General features: G+C 30.7%; 16 protein-coding genes. 11 read left to right on the forward strand and 5 right to left on the reverse strand.

Translation table 11 applies throughout. From position 1 onward, the window contains the following. A complete protein-coding gene (locus WHD54_RS08995; RefSeq protein WP_088323745.1) occupies positions 1-474 on the forward strand; it encodes a C40 family peptidase in 474 nt (157 codons plus the stop codon). A gap of 23 nt (positions 475-497) precedes the next feature. Next, positions 498-2,516: a ComEC/Rec2 family competence protein gene (locus WHD54_RS09000; protein ID WP_088323744.1), complete on the forward strand. Its 2,019-nt coding sequence runs from the start codon at positions 498-500 to the stop codon at positions 2,514-2,516. Between the two features lie 6 nt (positions 2,517-2,522). On the opposite strand, the gene WHD54_RS09005 is transcribed toward WHD54_RS09000, so the two are convergent. The 4 genes from WHD54_RS09005 to WHD54_RS09020 form a co-directional block, all read right to left on the reverse strand. Beyond that, on the reverse strand, positions 2,523-3,041 hold the full coding sequence (locus WHD54_RS09005; RefSeq protein ID WP_088323743.1) for a thioredoxin family protein: 519 nt from the start codon (positions 3,039-3,041) through the stop codon (positions 2,523-2,525). Between the two features lie 108 nt (positions 3,042-3,149). Beyond that, on the reverse strand, positions 3,150-4,694 hold the full coding sequence (locus WHD54_RS09010; protein ID WP_088323742.1) for a peptide MFS transporter: 1,545 nt from the start codon (positions 4,692-4,694) through the stop codon (positions 3,150-3,152). A 9-nt stretch (positions 4,695-4,703) separates the two neighbouring features. Continuing rightward, positions 4,704-6,890, reverse strand: coding sequence for a S9 family peptidase (locus WHD54_RS09015; protein WP_088323741.1), 2,187 nt, complete (start codon positions 6,888-6,890; stop codon positions 4,704-4,706). 174 nt (positions 6,891-7,064) lie between these two features. After that, positions 7,065-7,865 (reverse strand): prohibitin family protein, encoded by an 801-nt coding sequence (locus WHD54_RS09020; protein ID WP_088323910.1) that lies wholly within the window; start codon positions 7,863-7,865, stop codon positions 7,065-7,067. A 297-nt stretch (positions 7,866-8,162) separates the two neighbouring features. Between WHD54_RS09020 and WHD54_RS09025 the strand changes: the two genes are divergently transcribed. Genes WHD54_RS09025 through WHD54_RS09055 form a run of 6 tightly spaced genes read left to right on the forward strand, consistent with a single transcriptional unit; the run spans position 8,163 to position 13,269 of the window. Next, a complete protein-coding gene (locus tag WHD54_RS09025) occupies positions 8,163-9,887 on the forward strand; it encodes a hydroxymethylglutaryl-CoA reductase, degradative (RefSeq protein ID WP_088323740.1) in 1,725 nt (574 codons plus the stop codon). Then, positions 9,888-10,823, forward strand: coding sequence for a GYDIA family GHMP kinase (locus tag WHD54_RS09035; protein ID WP_088323739.1), 936 nt, complete (start codon positions 9,888-9,890; stop codon positions 10,821-10,823). It begins immediately after the preceding gene. Then, positions 10,823-12,031 carry an NAD(P)/FAD-dependent oxidoreductase gene (locus WHD54_RS09040; RefSeq protein WP_088323738.1) on the forward strand — a complete coding sequence of 403 codons (1,209 nt, stop codon included), beginning with the start codon at positions 10,823-10,825 and terminating at the stop codon, positions 12,029-12,031. The genes WHD54_RS09035 and WHD54_RS09040 overlap by 1 nt, the downstream gene beginning before the upstream one ends. Positions 12,032-12,074: 43 nt before the next feature. Continuing rightward, positions 12,075-12,629, forward strand: a complete 555-nt coding sequence (locus WHD54_RS09045; RefSeq protein ID WP_088323737.1) for a thioredoxin family protein — start codon at positions 12,075-12,077, stop codon at positions 12,627-12,629. A gap of 33 nt (positions 12,630-12,662) precedes the next feature. Beyond that, the gene (locus WHD54_RS09050) at positions 12,663-12,989 is read left to right on the forward strand and encodes a nucleotide pyrophosphohydrolase (RefSeq protein ID WP_088323736.1); all 327 of its coding nucleotides are present in this window, start codon (positions 12,663-12,665) and stop codon (positions 12,987-12,989) included. Position 12,990: 1 nt separating this feature from the next. Beyond that, complete coding sequence (locus WHD54_RS09055; protein ID WP_233130987.1) at positions 12,991-13,269, forward strand: hypothetical protein; 279 nt, start codon at positions 12,991-12,993, stop codon at positions 13,267-13,269. An 84-nt stretch (positions 13,270-13,353) separates the two neighbouring features. Here WHD54_RS09055 and WHD54_RS09060 read toward each other — a convergent pair whose 3' ends face one another. Next, positions 13,354-16,458: a WD40/YVTN/BNR-like repeat-containing protein gene (locus WHD54_RS09060; RefSeq protein WP_088323735.1), complete on the reverse strand. Its 3,105-nt coding sequence runs from the start codon at positions 16,456-16,458 to the stop codon at positions 13,354-13,356. Positions 16,459-16,514: 56 nt separating this feature from the next. Between WHD54_RS09060 and WHD54_RS09065 the strand changes: the two genes are divergently transcribed. From WHD54_RS09065 to rlmN, 3 genes are all read left to right on the forward strand, one after another. Further along, positions 16,515-17,744 (forward strand): 3-phosphoshikimate 1-carboxyvinyltransferase, encoded by a 1,230-nt coding sequence (locus tag WHD54_RS09065; RefSeq protein WP_088323734.1) that lies wholly within the window; start codon positions 16,515-16,517, stop codon positions 17,742-17,744. Positions 17,745-17,814: 70 nt separating this feature from the next. Then, positions 17,815-18,864: a tRNA preQ1(34) S-adenosylmethionine ribosyltransferase-isomerase QueA gene (queA, locus tag WHD54_RS09070; RefSeq protein WP_088323733.1), complete on the forward strand. Its 1,050-nt coding sequence runs from the start codon at positions 17,815-17,817 to the stop codon at positions 18,862-18,864. Positions 18,865-18,953: 89 nt separating this feature from the next. After that, positions 18,954-19,991: a 23S rRNA (adenine(2503)-C(2))-methyltransferase RlmN gene (rlmN, locus tag WHD54_RS09075; RefSeq protein WP_088323732.1), complete on the forward strand. Its 1,038-nt coding sequence runs from the start codon at positions 18,954-18,956 to the stop codon at positions 19,989-19,991. Positions 19,992-19,996 lie beyond the last annotated feature (5 nt).

The following is a 19,996-nucleotide window of genomic DNA, read 5'->3' on the forward strand; positions in this document are numbered from 1 at the left end:
ATGAAACATTACTTAGTTTTAATAGCAGTGTGTTTTTGCTTTTACTCTTGTGGAACAACAAAAAGTTCAAAACCTACATCATCTACTCATCTATCTAACAAAATAGTAGCCAATGCCATGTCTTATATAGGAACTCCTTATGTATATGTTGGTATTAGTGAAAGTGGTATGGATTGCTCAGGCATAATTTACACCTCATTTTTAAAAGAAAAAATTTTATTGCCAAGAGTTTCTACAGAAATGGCAAAACAAGCAAAAAATATTTCGCTAAAGAAAGTGAAAATTGGTGATGTTTTATTTTTTAAAACAACTAAAAGTTTTCGAAAAATTAATCATGTAGGTTTGGTGGTTTCTTTAAATAATAACAGTATTAAATTTATTCATGCCACTACTTCAAAAGGGGTAATTGTTTCTTCATTACAAGAAAAATACTGGAAAAAGGCTTTTGTAAAAGCGGCTACTTTTTTTAAATAAAAAAGTAGTAACTTCTACTCGCTATGAGTAAGTTAATAAAGTATGTGCCTTTTCATGTTTTAATAGGTGTAATTGTCGGTATTTTAATTGCATATTATTTTAAGGTTTGGTCCTTTGGTTTTAGAACTTTGTTTCTAATTTTTCTTCTTTTTTTGGTGTTGTTACGTATTCTGAAAAATAAATTATTACACCAAATTCTCGCTTTTTCATTTTATATTTATATCGGAGTTTCTTCTGTATTTGTTCATAATTCACAGAATTATCGAAACTATTTTTACAAGGTTTCTGAGGGGTCAAATTATATGACCTTAAAAATTGTAAAGGTTTTAAAAAATAATATATACAACCACAAATACAAAGCAGAAGTTGTAAATGTAGCAAACAAGCCTACTTCAGGATTTGTACTTTTACATCTTAATAAAGATAGTATAAATTCAGCTTTATTAATTGACGATAGAATAGTATTAAAAACTGAATTCTTAGAGATTTTACCTCCTCTTAATTTACATCAATTCCATTACAAAAATTACCTTCAAAAGCAAGATGTTTTTTATCAGGTTTCTGTAAAAAGCAATCAATTTAATAAACTACCGAATACCTCAGTTTCTTTATTAGGCTATTCATCAAAAATTAGAAATTATATACTTCTAGCTCTTAAAAAGCAAGAATTTAAAGAAGATGTACTAGCAGTAATTAGTGCATTGCTATTGGGACAAAGGCAAGATATATCTGCAGATTTATTAAACGATTATGCCAATGCAGGTGCTATTCACATTCTTGCGGTTTCAGGTTTACATGTTGGAGTTATTTTACTTATTTTATCTTATCTGCTTTCATTTCTAAAGACTATTAAACACGGTAAATATTTAAAAGCGATTCTACTTATTTTGTTTTTATGGAGTTTTGCTTTTATTGCTGGTCTATCCGCTTCGGTGGTTAGAGCAGTAACAATGTTTACATTTTTAACCGTTGGTAGTACTTTTAATAAGAAAAGTGTTGTAGCATTTTCTTTAATAGCCTCTATGTTATTTTTGTTAATTATAAAACCACTATTTCTTTTTGATGTAGGTTTTCAATTAAGTTATTTGGCTGTTTTCGGAATTATTTGGGTACAACCAGCCCTATACAATGTTTTTAAGTTTAAATATTTTTTGTTAGATAAAGCATGGCTTCTTCTTTCTGTTTCAGTAGCAGCTCAAGTTGGCATTTTACCCTTAAGCATTTATTACTTTAAGCAGTTTCCTGGTTTATTTATGTTTTCAAATTTAATTATAATACCTTTTTTAAGTATTATTCTATTGGGTGGAATATTGATTATTATACTATCATTAATTAGTATTTTACCTCATTTTTTAAAGGTTGCCTATGAAATGATAATTACTTCTATGAATACCGTTGTACACTTTATTTCTATGCAAGAAAAATTTTTACTAAAGGATATTTTTTTATCAACTAACTTACTTTTTAGTAGTTATTTTTTAGTGTTTATGACAGTGTTTTTTTTAATGAAGCCCAAACCTAAAAAGGCTGTTTATTTCTTTTGTTCATTACTAGTTTTTCAAACTGTTTATTTTTATGAGTTGAAAGTCAATCAAAGTAAAAAAGAGTTTGTAATTTTTCACAAATACAAGCATAGTCTAATTGCGAATAGAGAAGGAGCGTATTTAAATATTTTAAAATCGTCTCTTTCGTCATTGTCAGAAAGTACTTCTTTTATAAAGAACTATTTGGTTTCAGAAAAAATTAAAAAAATACAATTTGGCAATTCATACAATTACTATCACTTTCAAAATAAAGATATTATGCTAGTTGATAGTTTGGGTATTTATAAGGTAGATTTTTTAAAAAAGCCAATAGTTGTGCTCCAAAATTCTCCTAAAATAAATTTAGAAAGGCTTATTATAGTGTTGCAACCGTCTCAAATAGTTGTAGACGGATCTAATTTTAAGACAGATGCTGTTAGGTGGCAAAAAATTGCTGAACAAAAAAACATTCCTTTTTTTAATACTGCTAAAAAAGGAGCATTTGTATTACGAAACTAACAAAGCTTATAATTTACCCTTATACATTTTTTCGAAAACCTTCCACTTGGTATTTTTGTAGGCATCTTCAGCAAAATAAGCCAGTACTTTTTCGAACTTTTGTTTTTTTAAATACCCAGAAACACTCTGAATTTTGGTGCCTTCTTTAGAAAAAAACACCGTAGTGGGGTAAGATAATTTACCATTCATTAGTGCTACAGGTAATTCATGAAAGCCTTTTTTACCTTTTTTTTGGTATTTAAAAGTATGGTTTTTGTATACAATATCTTTTTTCTCTTCTCCATTCAATTTTACTGCATAGTAATTATCGTTTATAGCTTTTATTATGGTTTTATCAGCGTAGGTTTGTAAATCCATTTTTTTACAAAACCCACACCACTCAGCATAAATTCCGACTAGTATTGGTTTCGGATTTTTTTTGTTTAGCGCAATTGCCTTTTCAAAAGAAATCCAATTAATTTTATCTTGTGCATGTGTATTGTAAAATACAAATGTTATAGTAAGTATTGTGAGTATTTTTTTCATAAATATATTGGTACATTTTACTTTCAAAATTACAAATAAACTGCCTTAAGGAATAAAAAAACCTCATAATTTTAAGTTATGAGGTTGTTAAATATTTTTTTTAAAAGTTTAATGTACACTTCCCATTAGTCTTTTCATAAGAGGAGAAAAAATGATAACTATTGCTCCTGCACCAATTGCGTAAGTGGCTATTAGTTCGAAACCATCCGTATAAATTGTTAAGGTCTCTAATCCACCAACATTAGCATCTGTACTTTCTACTGCCAATTGTTTAGAAATAAAACCTACAATTTGAAAAGCGTATGCAGACGATAAAAACCAAATTCCCATCATAAAAGCAACAATTCTTTTAGGTGATAAATCTGTAATTTTAGACAAACCAACAGGCGACATAAATAACTCTCCAATAGAAATAATTAAATACATTACCAGTAAATAAGCAAAAGGTACCATTCCGTTGTCATCTGCACTTCCTTTACTTAAGGCTAAGATATAAAAACTTAAACCTGCTAATATTAAACCGAATCCAAATTTGTATGGTGTTCTTGGATTGATATTTTTCTTTGATAAATACGCCCATAATAAAGAAACAGGAATTGCCAAAATAATAATAAACATAGAGTTTAAAGAGTTTGTTTGGCTTGCAGACATAATGCCTTCTAAGGCAACATTTCTAGATGCGAAAAGCGTAATAACACTTCCTGAAAGCTCATGAAATCCCCAAAAAAGTGTCATGAAAAAAGTAATTAATATGGCCATAAATAATTTCTTTCTTTGCTCAAATTCTACACTTGCTAGAATTTTAATTAGATAGACAGCAATACCAATACCAATTACCAAAAATATAAGGCCTACTAAATTTTTCTCTCCAATTAAAAAAGTATCTTGTGCGGTTATAGACTTGTAAGAAGCTAGTATAAAAGCAATTAAAGGAACACATAGTGTTGCAATAATCGGAATAAAAGTTTTTTGCGGAATTCCAATAATTCTTTTTTCATAAGTTTCTATACTTGGCGGCATTCCTTTGTCTCCAAAAACTTTTTTCCTTATTCCGCTCCAAAAGAAAATTAAACCTGCCATCATACCAATACCAGCTAATCCGAAGCCGTAGTGGTAACCATATTCTACAGCTAACCACCCACAAAGTAATGGAGCAATCCAACCACCAATGTTTATTCCCATATAAAAAATGGTAAAACCAGAGTCTTTTCGAACGTCTCCATCTTTGTATAATGCACCCACAAAAGTTGATATGTTTGGTTTAAAAAAGCCATTTCCAACAATAATAAAAGCAAGCGCTAGAAAGAATGCGATATCATTTTCTATAGCAAGTACAAAATGACCGAGCGCCATTAATATTCCTCCTAAAAAAATTGAGCTTCTCATTCCGAGGATTTTATCTGAAATTTGACCCCCAATTACCGTAGATGCATAAACTAATGAGCCATAAGATGCATATACCGCAGCGGTAGCATAATCTCTATTAGTAAGTGATTTAAAAATTTCTTCTACCATGTAAAGCGTAAGTAACGCTCTCATTCCGTAAAAACTAAAACGTTCCCAAAGTTCTGCAAAAAACAAGTAAAATAGGCCCTTTGGATGCCCAAATAATTGTGGATCTTCTACTGTTGTGCTAGCTCCTTTATCTATCATAATATTCAATTATTTTGTTAATGATTGTGATTTATTAATTAAGTGTTTTTCTACAAAATTAGTCATTTTTGTGTATAGGTTTAGTCGCATATTTTTTCCTCTATAAATGCTGTGAGTTCTATCTGGTACAATAAACATATCAAATTGTTTATTGGCATCTATAAGTGCATTTATCATTCTGTAACTATTTTGAACATGTACATTATCATCTCCAGTTCCGTGAACTAACAGGTAGTTTCCTTTTAATTTTTCTGCGTAATTAATGGGAGAGTTATCATCGTAGCCTCCAGGGTTTTCTTGTGGTGTTCTTAAAAAACGTTCCGTATAAACGGTATCGTAAAAACGCCAAGAGGTTACAGGGGCAACAGCAATTGCAGTTGTAAAAATATCACTTCCTTTAAGCAATGCATTTGTACTCATGTGGCCTCCAAAAGACCATCCCCATATACCTATATTTTTTGCATCTACAAAAGGTAATTTTGCTATTTTTTTTGCAGCAGCTATCTGATCTTCAGTTTCATATTTTACAAGATTTAAATAGGTAGATTTTTTAAAATCTCTTCCTTTAAAACCTGTTCCACGACCATCTATACAAACAATAATCATCCCTTTTTGAGACAGCATATTATGCCAATAATCGTTACTATTGTTCCATGTGTTAGCTACTTGTTGTGATCCAGGTCCAGAATATTGAAACATTAATACAGGATACTTTTTATTTGCATCAAAATTACTAGGTTTTAACATCCACATGTTAAGTTCGTTACCATTTATTTTTATGGTAGAAAATTCTTTTGGACTAATTATGTAGTCGTTTAAAGCTTCTTTTAAAGATGAATTGTCTTTAATGGTTTTTAATAATTTTCCGTTTTTGTTATGTAATGAATATATATATGGGGTTGTTGCAGAAGAGTAGTTATTGATAAAGTATTGTAGGTTTTTACTAAAAGAGGCTTTATTTGTACCTATTTTTGAAGTAATTTTTCGCTTATTCCTACCATCAATTTTAATAGCATACACGTCTCTATTGATAGATCCATTTTCTACAGATTGATAATATATAGTTGCTGTTTTTTCTTCGTATCCATAATAGTCTGTAACTTCCCATTTTCCTTTGGTAATTTGATGAATTAAATTACCATTAAAATCATAATGATATAAATGATTGTAACCATCTTTTTCACTGGTCCAAATAAAACTATTATCTGTTAAAAAAGTAAGATGATTGTTAATTTTTATGTAAGCTTCATCGGTTTCATTTAAAAGTGTTCGTACACTTTTGTTAGCGGTGTTTACAGCATGTAGTTTTAAATTATTTTGATGACGATTTAGTGTTGTAGCCACCAACACATCTGTATTATTAGTCCATTTTATTCTAGGAATGTATTCATAGTCACCAAGCAAAATTTTTGAAGTTTTTTGAGAGGTAAAATCATAAACGTGTAAAGTTACTTTTGCATTAGTCTCACCCGCTTTTGGGTATTTAAATACCTGTTGAGTTGGATAATTTTGGGTTCCAACAAGGTCCATAGAAAAAGTAGGCACTTTAGTTTCATTAAATTTTAAGAAAGCTAAATAGTTACTATTTTTACTCCATTCAAAGGCTTTAACAATGGCAAATTCTTCTTCATAAACCCAGTCTGAAATACCATTTATTATTTCGTTTTTATTGCCATCATTTGTTATTTGTAAAATGGTATTATTTGTTAAATTTTTTATATATAGATTATTATTTTTAGCAAAAGCTACTTTTTTGTTATCTGGAGAAAATGTTGGTTCTTGTATATTTTTACCAATTAAAGTTACTACTTTAGAAGTTAAGTCGTAAACATAAAAAGTACCTTTAAAAGAACGTCTGTATATTTTTTCAAAATTAGTTCCTAAAATGAGTTTGGTTTCATCTAAGTTAAAACTGTAAGAAGAAATACTATTAATTTCTTTTAAGTCAGACGAATTTACAATAGTAGCTACCTTTTCTAAGGTTTTATAACTGTATTTATCTACAGAAAAATTTTTAGAGTTTTTATCATAATTTAAAAGAGTGTAATAATCTCCATTCATTGGATTAAGTGCATTCATTCTATCAATAGAAAATGTACCATTCCATATTTCTTTTAGTGTGATTTCTTTTTTCTGGGCAAAATTTGCACTCCAAATAATTAAAGTTAAGCAAGTTAAAAAGAGTTTTTTTCTCATTTTAAATATTAATTTAATAAAAGTTTGTCAAGTTTACGGAAAAATCATCAAAAAACAGTTAAAATAAGATTGACAATTTAAATTTTATTATTTTTTTTTAAGTGATTAGGGTAAAAAAAAAGCCACTACAATTTTATAGACTGTAATGGCTTTTTAAAGAATAATATAAAACTGTTATTTCTCTTTCTTTTGAGTCTCTTCTTTATCATTTCCAACAATTAATGGAGTTTTACCATCAGTAATAATTGTTTTAGCATTGTTAGATTTTGCTAATTCTTTAAAAGCTTCTATTGCTTTCAAACGAATAATGCCCGGTGTAAGTCCTTCGGCAATTATTAATTGTGCATCTCTTTCTCCTTTTGCGCTTATAATTTTTCTTTCTGCTTCTAATTTTTCTTGATCGATTACAAATTTTAAACGCATAGCATCTTGTTCTGCTTGTAGTTTTCTTTCAATAGAACTTGCCAAGCCTCTTGGAAGTTGAATTCTTTTCATTAAAACAGCTATTAAATCTATACCGTCTGCTTGTTTTTCGAGATTAACTTTCATTTTATTTAAAATTTCTTTTTCAATATCTGCTCTCATACCAGAGTGCATATCTTTTGCAAAAAATTGTGCACAAACATCAGAAGCCGCAGACCTGAAAACACTCGTAATTACAGATTCGTAATTCTGACCGAGGTTTTCTAGTACAGAGGTAACTTTGTTTGCTTCTAAGCGATAAAGAATAGAAATTTCTGAGTTTACACTTAATCCTTCTTTACTAGGCAAACTTAATAATAGCTTAATATTGCTAGTTTGTGTCGATTCTTTAATAATTCTACTAATTAGTGGATTGTAAACAATTGTTCCTTGTGTTTTTATGTCTTCAGAAAATTTACCCAATGTTTGCTTTATACCTACTTCTCCTGGTCTTACTACCGCACAACTTGTAAAAAGACTTAATACCATAACTAATATTCCAAAATTTTTCATACCCATGTGTTTAAATTAATATTACACACAAATTTAATAGTAAAGCTTTTATTTTAGCGATTGTTATAATTGATAATACTTATTGAATAATCATTAAACCTTATAAAATATTCGTTATGTGTTAATTTTTGTTAATAAATTATTGGTTTTTATGATTTTTTAATAATTAAACGTTAATTTTTTAAAAGATGTAAAAAAGTAAGGTGTAACATTTTAAAAATAAAGACTTTTAATAATTAGTTAATGGGTTAAATTAGATTCATTTATATTTGTCACTTATATTTTACAAAGCGTTTTATGAGTAAAAAAGTAGGTGGTTTTTCAAAATTTACAAAAGATGAAAAAATTAATTGGTTGGTATCCAATTATTTAGATAATAATAAAGAGGCGCTTAAAACTATAAAGCAATATTGGAATAGCGATGAAAAGTTACAACAATTACACGATGATTTTATAGAGAACACCGTTTCTAATTTTTATTTGCCAATGGGTATTGCTCCCAACTTTTTAATAAATCAAAAAGAATATGCTATTCCTATGGTTATAGAAGAAAGTTCGGTGGTTGCAGCTGCTTCTTTAGTTGCAAAATTTTGGAGTACCAGAGGTGGTTTTAAAACAACAGTTTTAGGAACTACAAAAATAGGACAAGTTCATTTTATGTTTGCCGGTAATAAAGAGAGCTTACAAGACTATTTTAACTTAAATAAAACAGCACTTTTTGCAGCTACTGCGCCCATAACCAAAAATATGGAAAAAAGAGGTGGTGGAATTTTAGATATTGAGTTGGTCGATAAAACCAATAAGTTAGATAACTATTATCAGCTCCATGTTACTTTTGAAACGAGAGATTCTATGGGGGCAAACTTTATCAATTCGTGTCTCGAAGCAATAGCTAATACATTTAGAAATGAACAGATAGAAATAGTAATGAGTATCTTATCTAACTTTGTACCAAGTTGTTTGGTTAGAGCAGAAGTAAGTTGTAAGATTGAAGATTTAGGTGGCGATAACCCTCAAAAGTTTGCCGAAAAATTTTATCAAGCAGTAAAAATTGCTAATGTAGAACCTTACAGAGCGGTAACTCATAATAAAGGTATTATGAATGGTATAGATGCTGTGGTTTTGGCAACAGGAAACGACTTTAGAGCTATAGAAGCAGGAGCACATGCCTATGCTTCTAAAAGTGGTTATTATACTAGTTTGTCTGATTGTTCTATAGACAACGGCGAGTTTAAGTTTTGGTTAGAAATACCTTTAGCATTGGGAACTGTAGGTGGTTTAACAGCATTACATCCAATGGCAAAATTATCTTTAGAAATGTTGCAAAAACCCTCTGCAGAGGAGCTTATGCAAATTATAGCCGCTGCTGGCTTAGCGCAAAATTTTGCTGCGTTAAGAGCATTAACTACCAAGGGAATACAGCATGGACATATGAAAATGCATCTGCAAAATATATTAAATCAGTTAGGAGCTAACACGAAAGAGAAAAAAGAAATTGCTAATTTTTTTGAAGGAAAAACAGTTAGTCATGCTGCAGTTGTAGCGCATTATAAGAATCTACAAAAAACTATAAATTGGGTAGATTTTAGTTCTGTAGATACTGTTAAAAAGTTGTTATCTTCCTTACAAATAGAAACACAGCCAATTTTTGGTAAAATGAATGCGCAACAAATGATAGAGCATTTAAGTTTATTATTAAAAATATCGAACGGAAAAATGCCAGTAAACGTTTTTGTTGAAGACGAAAAATCTACCCGAAGAAAAGCATTTTTGGATACAGATAAAGAACTGCAAATTGGTTTTAAAGCGCCTTTATTGTCTGAAGAACCAACCCCAGTAAAATTTAATTCTTTGCAAGAAGCAATAAACGACCTTGTAATTCAAATTAAAGATTTTAACAGCTTTTATGAAACTGAAAAAACGGCTACGCATCCTTTTTTTGGTGAGTTAGATGCAGCTTATTGGCATAAGTTTCATACCAAACATTTTACCCATCACTTTAAACAATTTCAAATTGTATAAATGAATTTTTACTCTAACGGAAAATTATTATTAACTGGAGAATACCTTGTTTTAGACGGAGCTAAATCGTTAGCATTGCCTACAAAATTCGGACAAAATTTAGAGGTTCAACAAATTGAATCTCCAGAAATTGTTTGGGCAAGTTTTACAGACAAAGGAGATTGCTGGTTCGAAACTACCATAGACATTAAAAAGTTACGTTTAATATCTGCATCTTTTTATTCGGATAACAAAGGGAATGCCGATTTTATTGCCGAAACGCTATTGTCTATTTTAATAGAGGCAAAGAAAATGAATACCAGTTTTTTAGAGACCAACAAAGGTTTTTTAGTAAAAACAACATTAAATTTTCCAAGAAATTGGGGTTTAGGAACCTCATCTACCTTAATCAATTCAATAGCAAATTGGGCAAAAGTAGACGCTTTTAAACTGTTATGGAATTCCTTTAAAGGAAGTGGTTATGACATTGCTTGTGCACAAAATAATCAGCCAATTTTTTATTCGATAAATAATCATTTGCCAGTTGTAGAACCAATTCATTTTGATCCTGATTTTAAAGAGGATTTATTTTTTATTCATTTGAATCAAAAACAAGATTCTAAAGAAGGAATTGCCAAGTTTAGAGAAAATAAAACTAATTTTGATAATGAAGTACAACGTGTTTCTGCAATATCTTTAGCATGTGCAAAAGCTACATCTAGTTCTGAATTTTCGAATTTAATAACTGAGCACGAGCAAATTATAAGTTCAATTATTAAAATGAAGCCTGTTAAAGAAAAGCTTTTTCCAGATTATTTTGGTGCTATAAAAAGTTTAGGAGCTTGGGGTGGCGACTTTATTTTAGCAGCCGGAAATAAAACTACACCCGAATATTTTAAAAAGAAAGGATATCAAACGGTTCTTAGTTATGCTGAGATGATTTTAGATACTAAATAATGAAAAAAGTTGTAATTATTGGAGGTGGCGCAGCAGGTTTTTTTACAGCTATTAATGCAAAAGAAAAAAATGCATTGCTAGACATAACCATTCTCGAAAAAGGAAAAGAAGTGTTGCAAAAAGTAAAAATTTCTGGCGGTGGACGCTGTAATGTTACTCATGCTTGTTTTGAACCCAAAGAATTGGTAAAATTTTATCCTAGAGGTGAAAAAGAATTACTAGGGCCTTTTCATCAATTTATGACAGGAGATACTTTTGAATGGTTCGATTTTAGAGGAGTTTCCTTAAAGATTGAAGAAGATAATAGAGTATTTCCAGAAGCAAACACTAGTGAAGCAATTATAAATTGTTTTCAAGAAAAAGTTAGTGATTTAGGAATTAAAGTACTTAAAAATCAAGGAGTAATTTCTGTTGATAAAGAACAAGATTTATGGAAAATTTCTACTAAAAGCAACATTTTTTATGCTCATAAACTGGTAGTTGCCGCAGGAAGCTCAAAGAAAATTTGGGATATTTGTTCTAGTTTACAACATACTATAATACCTCCAGTTCCCTCTTTATTTACGTTTAATATAAAAGATAAAAGATTAACAGATTTATTAGGTATTTCTGTTTCAAATGCGACTGTAAATATTGTAGGTACAAAGTTAGAGGCTTCGGGTCCGTTGTTAATTACACATTGGGGTATGAGTGGACCAGCTGTTTTAAAACTCTCTGCTTTTGGTGCAAGAATTTTGGCAGATAGAAACTACCAATATAATGTTGAAGTAAATTGGCTTTCAAGGCCTACTGATAAAATTTTAAATGTTTTATTGAATTTAAAGAAGAAAGAGCCCAGAAAGACAGTAATATTGAAATCGCCATTTGCCGAAATTCCAAAAAGATTATGGGAGCGTTTTGTAAAATTTTCAAATATTGATGCTAACCAGAATTGGGCAGATTTAAATTCTTACCAATTAGATAATTTGGCAAACCAGCTTACAAAAGGAGTTTACAATGCAAATGGAAGAACTACGTTTAAAGAAGAGTTTGTAACTGCTGGCGGTGCAGATTTGAAAGAAATAAATTTTAAAAGATTTGAAAGTAAATTACATAAAAATTTATTTTTTGTTGGTGAAGTTTTAAACATCGATGCGGTAACAGGTGGTTTTAATTTTCAAAACGCATGGACGAGTGGTTATATCTGCGCAAATTCATTGGCAGAGTAGATACTAAAAAAACCTATATTTTTGTAAAAAAAATAATTAATGTATGGCTAGAACTTTATCAAATCATTTACCGCTACAAACAAAGGCTCCAGATTTTACACTTTTAAATTCTGTAGACAATAAGCTAGTTTCTTTACAACAATTAAAGGGAGAAAAAGGAACTGTTATTATGTTTATTTGTAATCATTGTCCGTTTGTAATTCATGTAAATGAGCAATTAGTTTTATTGGCAAATGAATATCAACAAAAAGGAATTCAGTTTGTTGCAATTAGTGCCAACGATATAGAAAAATATCCTGAAGATGGGCCAAATCTAATGAAAAAAATGGCAGAAAAAATGTCATATCCTTTTCCTTATTTATTCGATGAAACACAAGAGGTAGCTAAGGCTTATGATGCTGCTTGCACTCCAGACTTTTATATTTTTGATGCAAACTTACAATCTGTTTATCATGGACAATTGGATGATTCTAGACCGGGAAATGGTAAGACTGTAACAGGAAATGATATGAGATTGGCGCTGCAAAATTTATTAACAAATAAGCCTGCGTTAGAAGATCAAAAACCTAGTGTTGGTTGTGGTATAAAATGGAAATAATCTTAAAAAATAATTTTTACTAAAAGTTTTCTTATGAATATAGAAGATGCGCAAAAACAAGTAGATAATTGGATTCAAAAACATGGAGTCCGTTATTTTAATGAGCTTACAAATATGGCTCAACTTACAGAAGAGGTAGGAGAAGTAGCCCGAATTATTGCTAGAAGGTATGGCGAACAAAGTGAAAAAGAATCGGATAAAAATAAAGATTTAGGAGAGGAACTTGCCGATGTTTTGTTTGTAGTTTTATGTTTAGCAAACCAAACAGGAGTTGATTTAAAAGAGGCATTCGATAAAAAATTGGCTATAAAAACAGATAGAGACCATGATAGACATCACAATAATAAAAAATTAAAATAAGATGAGTTTTATAAAGAATTTTATTGAAGGTGCAAAAATTGTTTTTGCTAGAATGCAGACAAAAGTATTTTGGAGCAATTTTACCAAGGTAGCCATTCCGTTTTTTATTATCGTTACTCTAATAAGTTTATTTTTAAATAGTTGGAGAGATATTTTTGCAGGTGATTTTTTAAAAGTTAATGAAGCTAATTTTACCAATGGAAAGTGGAAAAACTTCTGGGGAATGAAACTTTTTATCAGCTTTTTTTATGGCTTATATGTTACTCATAAAAAAATGTAGCCCATTTAAAACCAATTATTTTGTTCAATTAAAAAAGGATTACTATACAGTAATCCTTTTTTAATTTTAAGAACAATAATCCTATTAATCTAATTGAATTAAATCGATGTTACTTTCACTTACTTTTTTATTCAATTCTTTAACATCATTTTTAAACAATCGGTTCAACTTTGCCAATTCAGCATCAATTTTAATTGTTATTTCATTTTTAAAATCAATTGCTTGTTGTGTAGGAGCATAGTTTCCAACTCTTGTTAAAGAATTTAAATGCGCTAATTTATTGTTCAGACGAATTGGATAATTTAATGGATCCTGACCACTTTTCGATTTTGTTTGATATAGCGTTTCCTCGATAATTGTCATGTTTTTTACTAGGCTATCAGCAAATTTTATCAAACTTTTATGAGCTTCTTTATCTTTAATATATTTTTTTAGGAGTCCTACCTGATTTCTAACTTTTTTAACGTTTTTAAGCGCTTTGTGAATTTCAGTCATTTTAGCGTTAATATCATTTATAAAGTCAAATTGCGCTTTCATATCTTCTGTAGTAGCTTCTGAAGTAGGATTTCTCAAAATTTTAAATGGTTCGCTAACCTCTTTATCATTAACTTTAAGACTTACTTTATAGTTTCCTGGTAAAGCCATTGGCCCGTTTAAAGATGCCCACCATAAAATCATACCTTTTACAGATTCGGCTCCTGTGTACATCATGTTCCAGTAAAAAGTATTGTTACCATCCTTTACTTTTAACAATTCTTCTTTCTCCTCTTTATTGGGTTTTGTAGAATACTTTTTAATTAAGTTATTATTAGTATCATAAAAACTGAGAGAAACCTCATCATTTTCTGAAGTGTTTTTTATAAAGTAGTGAACAGCTACACCACCCGGATGATTGGTTCCTGCAGTTCTAGAAACTCTTCCGTTACCTCCGCTCATATTGTAAGCATCTTTTGGCTTGTAAAGAAAAACTTCATTGTTCGATTTTTTATGAAGTTGATGAATAGGAGTTAAATCATCGATAATCCAAAGAGATCTACCTTGGGTAGCGGCAATTAAATTATCGTTTTTTATAGCCAAGTCTGTAATAGGAACTATTGGAAGATTACTCTGAAAAGATTCCCAATTTTCCCCATCATCAAAAGAAATATACATACCTTTTTCTGTGCCGGCATATAAAAGTCCTTCTCTTTTTGGATCTGCTCTTAATGCTCTTGTAAAACTTTCTTCTTCAATTCCAGAAACAATTAATTTCCAAGATTTTCCGTAATTATCAGTTTTATAAATGTATGGTTTATAGTTTCCTGTTTTATATTTTGTACCAACAATATAAGCACCTCCTTTTTTAAATGGGTGTATTTCAATTGCATTAATCATCATCCATTCTGGCATTTTTTTAGGAGTAACATTTGTCCATGTTGTTCCGTTATTTCTAGAAATATGTACTAAGCCATCGTCTGATCCAGTCCATATTACTCCGGGTTCAAGTGAAGATTCTGTTGCAGCAAATATAGTTCCGTAATATTCTACACCTGTGTTGTCTTTTGTTATAGGACCACCAGATGGCCCTAAAGTTGTAGGATCGTTTCTTGTTAAATCTGGGCTAATTTTAGTCCAAGATTGTCCTTCATTTTCTGTTACATGTAAATGGTTAGAAGCGGCATACAATCTTTTTTTGTTATTAGGAGAAAAGAAAATTGGAAAATTCCATTGAAAACGATATTTAAAATCTTCAGCACCATGGCCCATAGGATCATCTGGCCAAACATTTATTGCGCGAGTTTCGCCAGTTTTATGATTTTTTCTGGTAAGCAAACCTCCGTAGCTACCACCGTAAACAATATCATTATTTAAAGGGTCTACAGCTATGTGCGCACTTTCTCCGCCAGCAGTTGCCTCCCAATCAGACTCGGTAATAAAACTACCAGCTGTTCTATGAGAAATTCTAACGGTAGAGTTGTCTTGTTGTGCAGCTAAAATTCTGTATGGGAAGTGATTATCTGTGGTAACTCTATAAAATTGTGCAGTTGGTTGATTCATGTAAGTACTCCAATTTTCTCCTGCATCATAAGAAACTTGAGCGCCACCATCGTCTCCAATAATCATTCTTTGGTTATTTTCTGGTGCTATCCATAAATCGTGATGATCACCGTGAGGAGCATTATATGTTTTGTAAGTTTTTCCACCATCGGTAGATTTGTGATAGCGAACATTTAGCACATATAATATATTTTCATCTTGGGTATCTGCATACAAACGCGTGTAATACCATGCTCTTTGACGAAGTTTTCTTTCAGAATTAATTAATTTCCAAGTTTTACCGGCATCTAAAGATTTGTAAACACCTCCTTTTTTATTCTCGATTAAAGCCCAAACAATATCAGAATTTACAGGAGAAACGGTTACTCCGCTAATTCCCCAAATTCCGTCTGGCAAACCTTTATTATCAGAAATATTTGTCCACGTTTCTCCTTCATCAGTACTTTTCCATAGAGCTGAGCCCTCGCCACCAGAGGATAAACTGTAAGGTGTTCTCCTCACATTCCAGGTAGTTGCATATAAAATTCTTGGATTGTTGGGGTCTATTATTAAGTCAACCACACCAGCATTTTCATTAGAAAAAAGTACTTTTTTCCAATTTTCGCCACCATCTATAGATTTGTATACGCCTCTTTCTTTGGTTGGTTTGTACAAATCTCCCATAACACCAGCAAAAACAATATTCGAATTTTTTGGATGAATTCTTACTCTTGGTATATGTCTCGATTGTTTCAGACCAATATGTTTCCAAGTTTTTCCTGCATTTTCAGATTTCCACATTCCGTCTCCAGAAGATACATTACCACGAACTGTTTTTTCTCCCATGCCAACATAAATAACATTATTGTCAGATTCTGAAACAGCAACAGCACCAACAGAACCGCCAAAATATCCGTCGGAAATATTCTGCCAAGTATTACCTCCATCGGTTGTTTTCCAGACACCTCCGCCGGTTGCGCCCATGTAAAATAATGTTGGTTTACCCGAAACACCTGTTACAGCGGCGCTTCTACCACCTCTAAACGGGCCAATATTTCGCCATTTTACAGGACTAAAATATTCGGCTGAAAATTTGGTAGATTTTTTTTGTGCATTAACTTTGGCATTTGCAGAGAAAAAGATGCAAATTGCGAGAAATAGAAATTTTTTCATGATATTTCGATGTAATTATAAAGTTTAAAAGTAAGAATTAAAAATCAAATTTTAGAATGGACTTATTGTTAAATGTTGTAACAGGAAAAAAAATAAATGAAGAGATAACAATATCTGGTTCTAAAAGTGAATCGAATAGATTGTTGATTTTACAAAATCTATATCCAGAATTGACTATCAAAAACTTGTCAGATTCTGATGATTCTGTTCATATGCAACATGCTTTATCATCAACAGATGGTATTATTAATATTGGTCATGCTGGAACAGCCATGCGCTTCTTAACATCTTATTTTGCAATTAAAAATAATAGTGAGGTGGTTTTAACCGGTTCTCAGAGAATGCAAGAAAGGCCCATAGGTATTTTAGTTGATGCACTTAAAGAACTTGGAGCAACAATTTCTTATCAATCGCAAGTAGGGTACCCACCCATTAGGATTAAAGGAACCAATAGTTTAAAAAAATCTGTAAAAATTAATGGAAATGTTAGTAGCCAATATATTTCATCTTTATTATTAATTGCACCTAAATTACAAGATGGATTAGAAATTGAATTGGTTGGTGATGTAACTTCTATTCCTTACATAAAAATGACGCTTAGTTTGTTATCTCAATTGGGTATTAAAGCAGTTTTTAAGGATAATTTCATAAAAGTTTATCCGCAGAAAAACATCGAAAAGCAAACGATTGTAGTAGAATCTGACTGGTCTTCTGCGAGTTATTTTTATGCTATTATTGCAAGTTCATCACTTGGTTCTCAAGTTCAATTGTCTGCATATAAAAAAGAAAGTTTGCAAGGAGATGCTTGTTTGTCTGACATTTATACACATTTCGGAGTAGAAACTGTTTTTAATAATGATAGTATTCTATTAAAAAAAGTAGCAACAACGAATAACGAAATATTAGAAATTGATTTAAAAAATGCACCAGACATTGCACAAACTATTGCTGTAAGTTGTTTTTTAGAAGGAATTTCTTGTAATTTAACTGGCTTACATACTTTAAAAATTAAAGAAACCGATCGTTTAGAAGCTTTAAAAGAAGAACTTACAAAATTAGGGGCAAGTATTTCGGTTACCAATAATAGTTTGCACTTAAAAGCTAGTGCAAATATTAACAGTAATGTAGAAATTAAAACCTACAACGATCATCGTATGGCAATGGCATTTGCACCAGTTGCTCTAAAAACACCAATTAAAATTTTAAATGCAGAGGTTGTAACCAAATCATATCAAAAATTTTGGGAAGATATGCAGCAAATTGGTATAGAAACTGCACAATTGTAAATATATATTCGCAAACACTTGACAACGCCTATACTGATATCGTATATTTGCGCCTTTAGAAGAAAAACTTATGAAATTATCGCATTTTGAATTTGACCTGCCAGAAGACTTATTAGCTATCTATCCGGCAGAACACAGAGATGAATCTCGCTTAATGGTTTTAAACAGAAAAGAGCAAACTATAGAGCACAAACAATTTAAAGACATTATAAATTACTTCGATGAAGGAGATGTTATGATGTTAAATAATACCAAAGTTTTTCCTGCAAGAATGTATGGTAATAAAGAAAAAACAGGTGCTAGAATAGAGGTTTTCTTATTAAGAGAGTTAAATGCAGAAAATAGATTGTGGGATGTTTTAGTTGATCCGGCAAGAAAAATAAGAATAGGAAATAAATTATTTTTTGGTGAAGACGATAGCTTAGTGGCAGAGGTTATAGACAATACAACTTCTAGAGGTAGAACATTACGTTTTTTATTTGATGGTTCTTATGAAGAGTTTAGAGCAAAATTACTAGAACTTGGAGAAACGCCATTACCAAAAGAAATAAATAGAGAAGTAGAGCCTTTAGATGAAGAAAGGTATCAAACTATTTTTGCTAAAAATGAAGGAGCTGTAGCAGCACCAACTGCAGGATTACATTTTTCTAAACATTTGTTAAAACGATTAGAAATTAAAGGAATAGATTTTGCAGAAATGACTTTGCACGTTGGTCTTGGTACATTTAGCCCTGTAGAGGTTGAAGATTTATCGAAGCATAAAATGGACTCGGAGCAAATTATTATACCAGAAAGTAGCACAAAAATAATTAATAAAGCGAAAAAAGAAAAGAGAAGAGTTTGTGCTGTAGGAACTACTGTAATGAGAACAGTAGAGTCTTCGGTTTCTTCCAAACAAGAGTTGAATGCATTTGAAGGTTGGACAAATAAATTTATTTTTCCTCCATACGATTTTAGTATTGCAAATAGTATGATAACCAATTTTCATCCGCCAAAATCTACCTTAATGATGCAAACTGCTGCATTTGCAGGATATGATTTTTTAATGGAAGCATATAAACAAGCCGTAAAAGAAGGTTACAAATTTTCTACTTATGGTGATGCAATGTTAATTATATAATTAGTTATTATTGAATAATACAAAGACTGACAGTTGCTAATTGTCAGTCTTTTTTTTAGAGTTTTGTCATTATTATAAACTGTTTTATTTTGGATAAGAAAAAAGATATAAGAGCGCTATCAAAAGAGCAATTAAGAGATTTTTTTGTAAAAAACGGCGATAAAGCATTTCGAGGAAATCAAGTATATGAATGGCTTTGGAGTAAGTCTTTACATACTTTTGATGCCATGACAAACATTTCTAAACAAACCAGAGAAATGTTAGAAGAACACTTTGTAATCAATCACATTAAAGTAGATTCGATGCAAAAAAGTAATGATGGCACTATAAAAAATGGTATAAAATTACATGATGGTTTGGTGGTAGAATCTGTGTTAATTCCCACAGAAAAAAGAACAACGGCCTGTGTTTCTAGTCAGGTTGGTTGTAGTTTAGACTGTCTTTTTTGTGCTACTTCTCGTTTAAAGAGAATGCGCAACTTAAATCCGGATGAAATTTACGACCAAGTAGTTGTGATAGATAAACAGAGCAAATTATATTTCAATAGAAAATTAACAAATATTGTTTTTATGGGAATGGGAGAACCCTTAATGAATTATAAAAACGTAATGAAATCTATTGCTATGATTACATCACCAGAGGGTTTAGGAATGTCTTCTAAAAGAATAACAGTATCTACTTCTGGCGTACCTAAAATGATAAGAATGATGGCAGATGAAGAAGCAAAATTTAATTTAGCAGTTTCTCTTCATTCTGCAATAGATGAAGTGCGAACCAAAATAATGCCTTTTAACAAAACATTTCCGTTAAAAGATTTAAAAGAATCTTTAGAGTATTGGTACGAAAAAACTGGCAGAGCTATTACTTATGAATATGTTGTTTGGGACGGAATAAATGATAGTAAAGAAGATATTAAAGCATTGGTAGCCTATTGCAAATATGTACCTTGTAAGGTAAATTTAATTGAATACAACCCTATAGACGATGGGCAGTTTCAACAAGCTCATTCAAGTGCAATTAATAATTATATTTCAAATTTAGAAATGAATGATATTACTGTAAACGTTCGAAGAAGTAGAGGGAAAGATATAGATGCAGCTTGTGGTCAATTGGCAAATAAATCATAATAAAA

The sequence above is a fragment of the Polaribacter tangerinus genome (genome assembly GCF_038024095.1).
Taxonomy (GTDB): domain Bacteria; phylum Bacteroidota; class Bacteroidia; order Flavobacteriales; family Flavobacteriaceae; genus Polaribacter; species Polaribacter tangerinus.